Genomic DNA, 13,105 nt, shown 5'->3' with positions numbered 1-13,105 from the left:
TTAACGGAATCAAGCTTACGCTTCTGCCCAAAATGCCACGCAGCTGTGGTTCATCGCACATAGCGAGGTATTGTCGAAAGTCGTGTTCTTGAGTGAATGAAAAAGGTGGCGCATCCTGTTGGAACTTCTACCCTCCAACGGCCCGAAGTGGGCAAAGGAATACGCCGTGACCAAGACTAAGTCAGACAGGCCCGATGTGCCAGTGGGCGGCCAGATCGATCCCGAAGTGGTTTCGTTTCGGGCTCTGTTTGACCAGCGAAGTCCACTCGACGAAATTGTTCGCGAAGGAGCCAGGCGAATGCTGCAAGCTGCGATCGACGCTGAGGTCGAAGCCTTCATCGGCATGCATTCCAATCGAACCGATGAGCGAGGCAGGCGACTCGTCGTCAAGAACGGAAGCTTGCCGGAGCGGGACATCCTCACCGGTGCTGGATCCATTCCCATCAACCAAGGGCGAGTTCGCGACAACGACCCCGATCGCAACCGGCTGGTCACGTTTTCGCCCAGCGTGTTGCCAAGCTACCTGCGAAAGGCCAAGGCCATCGAAGATTTGATTCCTTGGCTGTACCTCAAAGGGATCTCGACCGGTGATTTCGTGGAAGCCCTTCAGTCGCTTGTGGGCGAGCGTGCCGCCGACCTAAGTCCCAACGTCGTCTGTCGGCTGAAGGAACAGTGGTGTACCGAGTACGACGATTGGAGCAAACGTGATTTATCCGACAAGCAATACGTTTACGTCTGGGCCGATGGCATTCACGCCAAGGTCCGCCTGGAAGACGATGCCAACAAAAAGCAGTGCTTGCTGGTGCTAATGGGAGCAACTCCCGATGGGAAAAAGGAACTGATCGCCGTCCTCGATGGCTACCGTGAAAGCGAGCAAAGCTGGAGTGAACTGCTCATCGATCTCAAGCAACGAGGCCTGAAGATGGCTCCGAAGATCGCCATCGGTGACGGTGCGTTAGGCTTCTGGGCGGCGATTCGGAAAGTGTTTCCCGAGACCCGCGAACAGCGCTGCTGGGTCCACAAGACGTCCAACGTTTTGAACAAGATGCCCAAGAGCGTGCAGCCCAAGGCGAAGGGTGACCTGCATGAAATCTGGCAAGCCGAGACGAAGGACGACGCGAACAAAGCATTCGATCACTTCCTTGAAAAGTACGGAGCGAAATACGCTCCTGCATGCGTGTGCTTAAAGAAGGACCGCGACGTGCTGTTGGCGTTCTACGACTTCCCGGCGGAGCACTGGAGTCACCTCCGAACGACCAACCCGATCGAGTCCACGTTCGCGACGATCCGGCTTCGCCATCGAAAGACCAAAGGAAGTGGAACCCGGCGAGCAAGCTTGGCGATGATGTTCAAGCTCGCCCAATCAGCATCCAAGAAATGGAGACGCCTGAACTGCCACGAAAAGATCACTCACGTCATCGAAGGACGTTCCTTCAAAGACGGAATCATGCAGGATGAGATCGCCGCCTAATTCAATTTCTCAAAACACAACAATTGACAATTACTCAAAATACGGGGGACGAGCCAGCTATCGACTAAGGGCGAAGCAGAACCCGAAGCAATCTACCTGCATTCGTTGCCTGACAGCGACAAATTGGTTGAATTGGTGTACGCGTGGGGTGGGCTACCGGAAGCTACGCGGAGAGCGATCATTGCGGTCTTTCAGGCATCACGATCTCGGGGCTAACGTAGTCGCAGCCAATACGCAAACTCTGCCTTCAGGAATTCCGCAGTTGGGAAATCGATTGGGAACGCCTGATCAACGCGACGAAGCATCCAGCGCACCGTAGCTGCATGCCCCAAATGATCTAGTGCGGTCTGAATAATAACCGAGTGCTTCAGCTCCACACACGACGATCGACGAAGCAATCCAAAGAATTCGAAGAGCACTTGCGCCTTTTGGGCGTTTTTCAACGGACAGGATCCGATAAGGGCGAGACACTCACGAAATGGCCAAGCTGCAACGTCCCAGCCACTCTTCTCACCCGCTGCGACCAAATCACCGACACTCCAGATTGTTTCTGCGTAATTCCAGGCTGCCAACATTGCAGTCTGTCTCCTGTAGGTCGCCAACTCAATATCGCCGTTCAGTTCTTGGGATTTCAAGAACTGTTGTGTCCAGGTTCGTTTAACACCAAAGTCCGATTCGCCAATAATTGCGACGCACAAGTCGTCCGTCCAAATCAGGGCATCCTCGTCTTTCGCCACGCTAAGTGATTCCAATGAACATATTCCTAGGAAATCCAGGTAGCGTTCCCTACGCTTAGGATCCAGTTCTGAGATCGCCATCGAATCTCGAATCACACAGAGACTGTCAATTTGTTCAACGGCCGTCCGAAGGTCGCTGAGTTCTTTGTCGAGATGTTCTCTCGGAACATCTTCGATTGAAAAACGGCCATCGTCACTGAGCGTTGCGTATGTCTTAGAACGTCGTCCATCCTCAAGTTCTGCAAGCCATTCGGCAAGAGTGTTCTTGGTTGCTCGGGAAATGAGGTACTCGTTGTTCGAAGGCAGTTTTGACCAAGAATTCAGGAGGGCGATTGTCACGATTGCAGATAAGTCAAGAACGAACCTATTTTGGGATCGTCTTTCACTAGCGAGCTCGTCGAAGTCTTCAGGGGAGCAGTCGACGCACCGAATAAACATGTCACTCCGAATCGCCAGCAAACTGATGAGTTGGTAGAGATTGACTCCAAGGCTGGTTCCCAGTAGGTGCAACGAGCACGGCTTCTCACGGTAGTAATCCGTTACCGTTTTAACATGCTTCTGGCGTCCCTTGAGACTCTCGACGATTGGCGTGGTATCAGGACTGTCTGGCTTACCAAGGTGAATCGACTGTATCGCTCCTGAACCGGGAAACCGATTCTGGAAATTTGCGATCGTCTCTTGGAATAGTCGTACGTACTTGTGCTGAACTTGAGTAACTGTCTCTGACTGGAGCTGCAGGGAGCCACCGATGACACAGACGACATCCCCGACTCGTTTACCGATTAGCGATTGCGCTGCGGGTGTGGATGACGCAACCTCATTACGAGCAGTGTCTGGCTGATCGTCTTCGATTATTAGCCACCGCTCTTCGTTTGTGGTGAGATTTTGGAGCTGAACGGCGCTTTGGTCGGTTACGGTGCTCTGTTCAGAAGGGATCGTTGCACTCTCACCGTATTCCAGCATCACCCAAATGTATTGCCCGTGGGCTCGCTCATTGGAGAAGTAACGCCGTAGTTGTTGGTAGGCAAAGTCGATAGCATCGAGGTAACGCCCAATTTCGATGTATGGCGTTACGACCAGATACGCTTCTTCGGGGGGAAAATCCGCTGGGCTGGGTAAAGCTTCGTTGTCGATTTTGACTTGACTTGGGTCGCCAAGTTGAACAGCCAGGTAGTTTCGAGCAACAGAAAAGTAGGTGTGGTCGTGACTGGTGAATTCCTCTGCAAGCGAGAAAGCTCGTTCTGGTGCATAGTGCGACAGCAGCTCTACTTCCAACCTCCGAATGCGGTTGTCCTGTTGATCGGTTTCGCGGAGTTCGGAACAAATTCGCAGAAGGGTGTCTTGTCGATCAAGTCGCTGTGCACATTCAAGAAGGCGTTTGCAGTCGTCATTTAAAACACCTGGAATCGATGCTTTTTCACACAGTGGCAATGCCTTCTCATCGCTTCCAATTCGCATTAGCAGGTTTGCAAGAACCGCGATCTCCTGGCGATTTGCAGATCTGGAACTCGACTCAATTGCCTTGTTTGCCCACTGATGTGAACCTTCAGTATCGCCTGACTCCAAAGCTATCCATGCTCGCAATGTGTTCCCCTGAAGCGGATGCGACTCAAGAAAACTATTCGGCGCATACTCAAGCGCGAGACCGTAGTCTTGCAGTGCGATCGCCCATTCGACGCAGTGGAACCGCACATCAACAGCTCGATCGAAATTGATGCTTGCAAGTTCCCCAAATTCCTCGATAAGCTCGCGTTTCTTACTTTTCGGGCCATGGTAGTATTCAATGACTCCCGTCAAATATCTTGACTCGTTGGACGAGTCACTGAGCAATGGGACGAACTCCCAAGCAGATTCGAAGTCGCCATGTTGCAGAAAGAATGAAACCGCAGACTCCGCGTAGAGAAACTGCTCTTCCGAGACTTCAACTGCACGTCGATAGTCACGCTCAGCCTCGGTTCTATTGCCAAGAAATCCATTGACTCGAGCGCGGTGATTGAGGACTTCGGGGAGTAGACCTCGGTATCCGTCGCGTTCACAAGCTTTTAGCGACTTTGTGTAATGACTGATCGCGTTCTTCAATCGGTCGGCACGAAGCCGCCAATCGCCATTCATTCCACAATGGTGATCGACAGCGCCGCGCCAAAACAAGGCATGTGCTGATGTCGGAGAGAGAGTAAGTGCGCGATTGGCGGCTTTCTCCGCACTTTCTGGCTCGTCCCAGGCAAGGAATTTGGTCACAAGCGCGAGATTGACGTCCTCTTCTTTCTCCGCGAAGTCATCAATCACTGAACGATACTGATCAAGATCAGTTTCATTTTCACAGTTGCGAATGAGCAAACTGACCAGATACGACGAGTCTGCATTCTGATCAATTAGCTTCTCAGCCTCTTTGAACGCAGTCTTTCTGTCTCCGCTTAACTCAAGTGCAAACACGTAGTTTTGCTGTGCTTTCGGGATCTCAGGGCAGGCCTGGTGCGCCAACTTGAACAGACGCGCCGCCTCATCAAATCTGAGGTGCTCAACAGCAAGCTTGGCCTTGAGTCTTAGGATTGAGTAGCGTTCCTCTCGGCTCAATGCTGAATCAGTTTCGGGGTCAGCCAACTTGGCGATTTCGTGTTCCACCGCAACAATTTTCCGCTGATCAAATAATGTACTGATTTCTAAATGGAGTTCAGTTGCGTCGACCTGTACAGTGCTCGCGTTGTCTGGAAACGCAGACGTGTTGGCAGCAAGAAGTTGGATAGTCCGAAGTGTTTCCTCCAACGTTCGCTCACCCCAGACAAGGAAGTCTGCAACAGCCTTGCCAAACTCATCTAAACGTGCACAGATATCTTCCCAGAAGTGGATTTCGACTTTGAATGGAGGTTGACCATTGTTCCGTTGGTTCAACGCCAGTACCGCGTCCTGCGCGTTTCGGCTCTTTCGTGCGGTTGTTGCAATGATGTAGAAATCAACAGGGTGCAATGTCTGCTCGAGCTTGGCAACTTCGTCCTTAATTTCCTGCGGTGGAATTGCCTTAGTGGGCTCATGATTCTTGCATTGGACCACGTACAGCGGCTTCATGCAGTGTTGATCAATGATGTCGATCCCGTCTTGTCTCTCACCTCGCTTGCCGTATCGAACTAGGCCGCCTCTCTCCAAGGAGTGGCGGTAGTACCGAAGACAGAAGTCCTCGAACTCCTCTTCGTTACCGGGTTGAGGATATCTAAGTCGCATGTGACGTGCGTACAAGCGGTAGGTACCAGGGTGGGTCAATTCATTACGAGCGAATGAGGGTCGCCAGTCCTATTCGGACTATGCCCCATACTCTGCCAGACGCTCACCTTAGCATGTTGCACTGAATGCTCGCTATGGAGAGGAAATCAAAAGACCGGAGCTCGTCACTTAAGCCAGCGGTAGCGACGCATATTCGCGGTCGGTCAGATCGTCTCGCAAAATAATGCAATTCTCTGCTGTTCCATGCTCAGTGCTTAGCACCAGTTCTTTCGGCAGTAAATCTTGCGAGAAACGCAAAACCAATTCATTCGATATTAACGCGTGTTGCTTGCCACGAACCTAACTCACTGACCATTTCGACCTTCCAGCGTGAACGAATCATTGAGGTGGTGACCTGATTGCGGGCGCGCTCAGGGCTTATTCTTGCCCTGGGTGAGTGGATTCAAACTGGGTGGGTGTTTGGTAGCCAAGACTCGAGTGCTTCCGGTCTTGGTTGTAGTAGCTGAAGTAGCTTCCGAGCTCGCGCTCGCCTTCAGCTACAGTCTCGTATTCGGTCATCTCCAGTTCAGTCTTGATGGTTCCAAAGCAACTTTCCATGAATGCGTTGTCATAGCAGTCACCAGCGCGACTCATGCTCTGTCGAATTGACGACCGCTTGAGGATCTGCCGAAAGCGATTGCCGGCGTACTGGCCACCGCGATCGCTATGATGGATCAATTCACATCCAGGCTGTCGAATCATAATCGCATCCTTCAGACTTCCAATGACGAGATGCTCGGTCATCGCTACATCCAATTTCCATCCGATGAGTCGTCGCGAGAAGCGATCCATGATCATGGACAAGTAGGCGAAACGACGCTCCGCCATGGGAATGTAGGTGATGTCGGCGACCCATAGTCTGTTGACCGCGTTGAGTTCGAAGGGCTCCAGAAGCAAGTTCGGACTATATCCCAACCGGTGCCGACTGTCGGTTGTCTTTGGTTGAAACGACTTAGGCTGAATCGCTTTCAAACCCTGCATTTTCAACGATTCCGCAACCGTTCTTCGACAAACGACAATGCCTCGATCAGCTAATTCACTGCTGATTCGTCGGGCCCCATAGCGCCGCCGATGCTTCCAGAAGATGTCGATGATTATCGGGGCAAGCTCCTCTGCCCGCGTTGATTCATCTCGTTCAGTCGCTTTTTGGAATTGATAGAACGAGCTTCGCGAGAGTGACAGAACCTGGCAGACTTCGGTGGCCGTTGCATTCGACGAATCCATGACTTCTGCCGCAGCGACGAATCGATCATTCAATCGCTTCGGCTGAAAATAGATAATGCTTTTTTTAAAATGTCACGCTCTCGCTCGACTCTCTTCAGCTCGGCTTCAAGTTCTTTCACACGGCTGTCGAGCGACGAAGCAACGGGGCCGCTTTGACGCAACTGTTCTCGCTTCCATCGGTACAACAAGTTCGTACCTGTCAGGCCGAGACGGTCGAAGATTGAACTCGCGGCATGCCCGTCGAGCAGCATCTGCACCGCATCTTTCTTGAATTGATCGGTGAACTGACGCCGTGCTTTATTAGTGTCTTTGAGTGGCTTCTTGCTCATTCTGGCAATCTCCTTGAGCGGCCATCCTAAGCCCTGAGCGCGCCCGCGATCAGGTCACCACCTCACATGGCTCCGAAGCTATTCTGAGCGTCAACGTGCGACGAGACCGTCCACTCTTTTCCGTCATGTGATGAAACTACGTTGTATTCATCGCTTCCCCATGGAAACCTGGCGGTTGAAGGTGACTTCAATTTGCTGAGAACAAACCGCTTAGCTGCGACGATTGCCTTCATGTTCTCTTGCTTCCTTCGCTCCATGTCCTCGATCAGCTCTTGCTGTTCAAGTTCTCGTTGAAGCTGTTCCTCGGTAGGGGCTGACATGTTGAGCCAAACGAAGCACCACATCGCCAATCCTAGAAATACGGTCAAGCAACCACATCCTTGGACGACATTCGTTGTGCTAGCAGAATCGCCCTTGCACTCACCGGCATCGTCACTTGTCATGTAGTCTCCCGCAAGAAGAGAGGGCGCTGAACTAAGGCCGCACCTCCCAACCCCCGCCAAGGGGCGCAGAGAACAGCACCTAGCCAGCGCCCCTTTCGGGGCGCGGCACAAGTACTGCTTCTCTGCGTTCAAGAGCCTTACGGCTCAGGTTGGCGGTATTTGGGAGGAAGCACAACTTGACGCTTCGCGCGTCAATTCAAATTGTCGGTGTAGATAGCATGCTACATCTTTTCCAGCTCTCTTTCATTCAAGTGCGCGGTTCTCAGTCCTGCGCGGGACTTCGCCGCCTCTGCAGTATATCCAATCATTGACGCATTTGGGGACGGCCAAGCTTTGAGCTAGCGCAAGCATTCATTTTTTAGGGGCGAGAGCCGGGATATGGGCTTCGAAAGGTACTTGGGGGCGTTGAAACGGCTTCTTGATCGGGGGGGATAGCTTTGGTGACGCGGTTCCGGCGATATTGCCGCACGTAGTAGTTTGCGACTGGGGCCAGAAGTGGTTGGATTTCGGGTCAGTTGAAGGGACGATGGCGGGAATCTACGGAGGGGGCGCATTTGGGGACAGCCAAGCTTTGAGCTAGGTCAATCATCGTGCTCATCATCGTCTTCGCCATTCCCATCACATTCATGCGGGTCTTTGCAAACGTCGAGCGTCTTCGTGTTGATAATCTTGTCAAAAGCATTGACGCATTTGGGGACGGCCAAGCTTTGAGCTAGCGCAAGCATTCATTTTTTAGGGGCGAGAGCCGGGATATGGGCTTCGAAAGGTACTTGGGGGGCGTTGAAACGGCTTCTTGATCGGGGGGATAGCTTGGGTGACGCGGTTCCGGCGCCTTGCCGCACGTAGTAGTTTGCGACTGGGGCCAGAAGTGGTTGGATTTCGGGTCAGTTGAAGGGACGATGGCGGGAATCTACGGAGGGGCTTGGCCAGCCAATGGGTTTCCGGGAGCTTGCATCCATGCTTGCCCGCGACGAGCGGCTTCTGCGCTGAGACTCTCCGATGTGCCGGCGGCTCGTTTGAACAGACGCCCGAATCGTTTGACCAAATCGCACCAGGCCGGTGCGTCGAGTCCGATCCGAGTCAGAATAGGTGCGAGTTCGGCAGGGATCGCGCCTCGCTTGTCGTCTCGCAACTGACGCCCCGTCCAATCCAACAGTTCAAGATACTTGGACAAAGATATCGACAAAAAGCCTTTGCAGCTCGACCGACGATGGCTCGCATCGACGTCCGCGCCGATCGGATCGTCTCGCTCGACGATCTCCACTGGACTCATCCATCCACTGTTGGGCGGTACTCGGCTTCGCTCCCAGTCATGAACGTGCTTGCGGTCTTGCTCCGATGCGCAAGTGATATCATCGATCCTCTCCTTGGCTCCGGTGAATTCACTCGCTTCCAGCGTCTGAACCATCGCAGCGCGAATTGGATTCAAATCGACGTAGGCGGCGCAGGCCAATAGGCTTGCTTCGTCGAGAATCAACTGAGCTTTAAATCGCCCCTCCCAAAAGTGACCACTCACCTGATCTTCGGCGTTACTGCGGCGGGCAATGTTTTCCGCTGTACACCGCATCCACCAACTGATATCCGATAGCCGACGACGGCGCTCAGCCAGCACCGGTTCGTTATTAACGATCGCGGCAACCTCTGTGGGGGAAGGCTCGGCGGGGGCCCCGTCATCGTTGCGACGCTTGGGGAACAGCAGCAGCCACCGCCTGGCGATTTCTTCATCGGACAAGACAGCAACGACGTCCGGACGGCTGCGCAGCACCAAGTGCAGGTGATTGCTCATGATCGAAAACGTCAGGCAATCGATTGCAAAGCAGGAGGCGAGGAATTCGAGTCGTTCTCGGATCCAACGACGGCGGTGCTCGAACGACTGTCGGGTATAGGGATCCTCACCACACAAGAAAGCGCGACGGACACATCGCTCGATACAGTGCACGATCTGCACCTGATCGGGATCGAGCACCTCACCCCGCGATTGTCGAGCCATCCCAAAGCCCTCCGACTACGAAAACAGATCAAATCTCGTTGCAATTGTTACTCCGGCACTGCATTAAGCAATTCTAGGTGTGCGACTCCGCGAAGGCAATCATTTTGTGGGTGTCCCCTTCTGCCCCCCTTTTGTGGGTGTCCCCTTCTGCTCCCATCGGGCTTAGAAGTTTCCCTCTGCGATCATCTTCTTGTCGAGTTCCGCTTCGGCCAGCAACTCCTTAAGCCTCTGGTTTTCAACTTCAAGTTCGCGCAGCCGCTTGGCCTCATCCGACTTCATGCCACCAAACTGTTTCTTCCATCGCATCCAAGTCGATTCGACAACGCCAAGTTTCTGATACACCTCAGCAGCGGACTTACCGGCTGCCAGCATGGCTTCGCCTTCGGCAAGTGCCTTCACAATCTGTTCCGGCCTACGCCGTTTTCGTGCGTTCGTCATTTCAAGAGTCTCCTGGGCCACCATTGGCCGGTACACTCTCATGACTCATGGAACAGTTTCTAGGGAGCACACCAGAGCGTTTTGTGGATGTCCCCCTCCGATTGTCCCCCTCCGATTACTCAGGGCAGCAGCAAGAGCATTTCCATAGCAAGAGCATTTCCATGTGCTACTACGCGGGCAAGCGCTTCCAGCAACTGGCGATGAAGTCTCCGACGCTGGTCGTGGTCACCGACCGCAACGAACTGAAGAGAGCGTATTGTGGATGTCCCCCTCTGATTCTTGAACTGCCACGAAAAGATCACTCTCGTCACCGAAGGGCGTTCCTTCAAAGACGGAATCATGCAGGATGAGATCGCCGCCTAATTCAATTTCTCAAAACACAACAATTGACAATTACTCATATCCACCCCCAGCTATTGATTATTAGAAAAGAATTCGAGGCACTGAATGGCGTCTTGAAGGGGCATGATTTATGGCTTAGATGGTAATTACCCTTGTCAGCCCCGCTTTTGTGTTATAAGTTTGTTATACCGAACCGATGGAAGAAATGCAACCTGACGAACTTCCGCTTCGGCAAGATGTCCGGTTCTGCCTCTCAGCGTTCCGTGATGCCCACGTGATTCTGCCTCGACGAGCGGGGCGGGCACAGTTGTGGCGCCAGGCATTGAAGTTGCAGTGGCGGGAAGCGGGGGACAATCAGGTTTTCGATACCGCGGTACGCAGGCTTGGTGAAACCTCGTTCTGGGAACTGGTAGTGGAGGAGGGATACGGGATAGCCAGCGGCTACCGCGTTATCTTCACTCAACCCGAACCTGGAGGCGGAATTTGGATTCTTTCGGTGATGATGCTGGATGAACCGCTAACAGACTTTTTGATCGAGATCCTTCAGATGCGTTTGAACGTCATTCTGGAGCGAATGCACATTAGCCACGACAACCCGTTTGGATTGCCATGAGTACGACCGAAACTCCCGACGCACCACTGGAGAACACGAACACTTCGCTGATGCGAATGATTCTCTCGTTGCACGGAACCCAGCAGCAAGCGTTCTTCGCTGCGCTAACCGAATGCAGCGACCAGCTTCGCAGCAATTCCGAGCGACTGATGGCAATCATCGACGATCCCGAGTCCCTTCCCGGCGACAAAGGTCGCGCGTGGCATACGTTGTTGGACCAGTTTCGTTTGCTGCCGGATACCGAGGGCCGCTACGGAATGGACCTGGCACATTCCGAAGCTGGGGCCGCAGAGAAGTTTCCAGCCTTGCAATCGGAAGTTGAGAAAATGAATTCGCAAGAGGCACAGTTTGCTGAGCGATTGCGACAAATCATGAAGAATAAACACATCACTCAACAAGAACTTGCCAAGCGAATCGATTGTTCACAACCCGCAATCTCGCAAATGCTCAACCGAAAATGCCGCCCCCAAAGGGCAACGCTGGAAAAGATCGCGGCTGCCGTTGACGTTGATGTTCGTGAACTATGGCCGGACATCGAAGTCATGGACTACTTGGATGCAGCGGCAGCATTTGAACGAGATGGTCAGGAAATGAGCGAGGCGATGGCAAATGCTCTTCGCGATGACTCGCTACCTCGTTCATCGCTTAAAGGTCAGGCACTGCCGTCTTGGAAGGAAAACGCTCGAGGACAATGAGTGAATTTCAGCTTTATGCAGATAGGTTTGTTGAAGCCGACCGAGACGCCTTGGTCGGCTTTTCTTCTGGCGACTCAGTGTCCGGAAGATTCTGCACGGAGTGGATCACCGGTTCCGGCGCTTTTGATTCGATTAGCCGAGGTTCGACGGTTTGGTTGTATCGCTTACAAACAGGAGAAATTGTCGGCTACGGCTCACTCGGCCTCGTAAACTGGCGGTGGCCGATGCCTGATGGCAATTACACACGACTGCTCTATATCCCAATGCTTGGAATCGATGAGCGATTTCAAGGCCAGCCGCCAGATTCAGATTGGCGATATTCACGCCAGATTATGAACCATTTGATTGGCGAAGCAAACCTGATCAATTGCGAACGAACCAAGCCGTCGGAGTACCTGCTCCTTCTCGTCGATCCTAACAATGTAGCTGCGTTGAAGCTCTATGCACGCTTCGATTTTGAAATGATCCCGGACGTTACGTTCGGTCCCGGCCTCGGTGTGATGAAACACCGATTGGCTGAGGCTGATGGCGACAGCAAGTGACTTCTTCAATGTCTTGTTTTGATTGATAAAGTAACAATGCTTGACGATTTTGGACCCCTGCGGCCTGGCGTTGATGCTGGGGAAGCCAAAAATAAGGCGAAGCCGTCCACTCGCGGCCGCATCAAGAAGAGGGCGGAGACGTAGCTAGTGGAGCTGGCCGAACTCGAACAACATGTCGCCCGAGCGACCCGCACGACGGTCAACAAGTTTCGCGGACACCCGGAGCTGGTCTTCACCAAATTGGACCTGCATTCGTATTGCTGTTCGCAAATACAAAGCGGCAGACGAATGATTCGCCGCACTGGCCAGCGGCATGCTTATCTGCTGAACTGGGAGTATCCCACCAGCTTACGGTATCATAACCAAGAGCTTACTGGAGCCGGACGATGCGCCTCTGCCCGTTGATTCTTGTGATGGAGGTCGCGGCAACGATGGATCTAACGTAAACGTTCGACGCGGCTATCGGTTGGTTAGTTTTCGGTGGCGGGCGGCGAGTGCTAGCGATTCCGCTGCGGAGCGGTTCGGGATGCAGTTTGGCCCAGACGTCCGGCAGCAGTTCTTTCACTTCAACCTCACCACTGGCAGCATCCGAGGATTTTATCTCAGGTGACGTTGTCGCAAGATGATTTGCAAGTGACTCCGTTCTAATCTGCAATTTGCACGTACGCTGAGTCGGGGTTGTAGTTGCGAAGCACGTGATCGACGATGCAGAAGAAGTCGAACAAACGACCTTGGGCAAATGGCGATCGAGACTGACACCACCCAGTCAAATTGAATGCAGTCTTGGGGGTGATCCGCGAGATGCTTCGTGAAGGTTCTTGGGGCGCTACATGCTGACCGAGTCAAAGCTCGCCCGCGTAAACCAGTTCGCCAAGCTAAACAGAAAACCAGAGAGTTCTCTGGGGGTCTGGGGCGAATCGGGGTGATTGGATTCGGCAGCCCGGGACTCTCGACGCACATGCAAGAACATTGCGGGTTGGATGCCGCGGCGTTTAAGTGCCGCGAAAAACCGAGCGTAAACGAAAA

General features: G+C 53.1%; 10 protein-coding genes. 4 read left to right on the top strand and 6 right to left on the bottom strand.

The annotated features are described in order from the left end of the window. Positions 1 to 214: 214 nt before the first annotated feature. Complete coding sequence (locus CA51_RS10850; protein ID WP_145124115.1) at positions 215 to 1,471, top strand: IS256 family transposase; 1,257 nt, start codon at positions 215 to 217, stop codon at positions 1,469 to 1,471. Positions 1,472 to 1,683: 212 nt separating this feature from the next. Here the strand turns inward: CA51_RS10850 and CA51_RS10845 are convergent, their stop codons facing one another. The 6 genes from CA51_RS10845 to CA51_RS10820 form a co-directional block, all read right to left on the bottom strand. Further along, on the bottom strand, positions 1,684 to 5,271 hold the full coding sequence (locus CA51_RS10845; RefSeq protein WP_197451745.1) for a PIN domain-containing protein: 3,588 nt from the start codon (positions 5,269 to 5,271) through the stop codon (positions 1,684 to 1,686). 570 nt (positions 5,272 to 5,841) lie between these two features. After that, positions 5,842 to 6,720, bottom strand: a complete 879-nt coding sequence (locus tag CA51_RS10840; protein WP_145120438.1) for an IS3 family transposase — start codon at positions 6,718 to 6,720, stop codon at positions 5,842 to 5,844. Further along, positions 6,717 to 7,016 carry a transposase gene (locus tag CA51_RS10835; protein ID WP_231746117.1) on the bottom strand — a complete coding sequence of 100 codons (300 nt, stop codon included), beginning with the start codon at positions 7,014 to 7,016 and terminating at the stop codon, positions 6,717 to 6,719. The genes CA51_RS10840 and CA51_RS10835 overlap by 4 nt, the downstream gene beginning before the upstream one ends. A gap of 62 nt (positions 7,017 to 7,078) precedes the next feature. After that, positions 7,079 to 7,384, bottom strand: a complete 306-nt coding sequence (locus CA51_RS10830; RefSeq protein ID WP_145120436.1) for a type II toxin-antitoxin system CcdA family antitoxin — start codon at positions 7,382 to 7,384, stop codon at positions 7,079 to 7,081. Positions 7,385 to 8,369: 985 nt separating this feature from the next. Next, positions 8,370 to 9,449 carry a hypothetical protein gene (locus tag CA51_RS10825; protein WP_231746116.1) on the bottom strand — a complete coding sequence of 360 codons (1,080 nt, stop codon included), beginning with the start codon at positions 9,447 to 9,449 and terminating at the stop codon, positions 8,370 to 8,372. Between the two features lie 162 nt (positions 9,450 to 9,611). Beyond that, complete coding sequence (locus CA51_RS10820) at positions 9,612 to 9,887, bottom strand: transposase (RefSeq protein ID WP_261343078.1); 276 nt, start codon at positions 9,885 to 9,887, stop codon at positions 9,612 to 9,614. 538 nt (positions 9,888 to 10,425) lie between these two features. Between CA51_RS10820 and CA51_RS10810 the strand changes: the two genes are divergently transcribed. From CA51_RS10810 to CA51_RS10800, 3 genes are read left to right on the top strand one after another with little or no spacing between them, the layout of a single operon-like run. Beyond that, positions 10,426 to 10,842, top strand: coding sequence for a hypothetical protein (locus CA51_RS10810; RefSeq protein WP_145120430.1), 417 nt, complete (start codon positions 10,426 to 10,428; stop codon positions 10,840 to 10,842). Between the two features lie 56 nt (positions 10,843 to 10,898). Continuing rightward, on the top strand, positions 10,899 to 11,537 hold the full coding sequence (locus CA51_RS10805; RefSeq protein ID WP_231746115.1) for a helix-turn-helix domain-containing protein: 639 nt from the start codon (positions 10,899 to 10,901) through the stop codon (positions 11,535 to 11,537). Continuing rightward, positions 11,534 to 12,079: a GNAT family N-acetyltransferase gene (locus CA51_RS10800; protein ID WP_145120426.1), complete on the top strand. Its 546-nt coding sequence runs from the start codon at positions 11,534 to 11,536 to the stop codon at positions 12,077 to 12,079. The genes CA51_RS10805 and CA51_RS10800 overlap by 4 nt, the downstream gene beginning before the upstream one ends. Positions 12,080 to 13,105 lie beyond the last annotated feature (1,026 nt).

This window comes from Rosistilla oblonga (assembly GCF_007751715.1).
Taxonomy (GTDB): Bacteria; Planctomycetota; Planctomycetia; order Pirellulales; family Pirellulaceae; genus Rosistilla; species Rosistilla oblonga.
The sequence above is the reverse complement of the archived record's forward strand: the minus strand, read 5'-3'. Positions and strand labels throughout refer to the sequence as shown.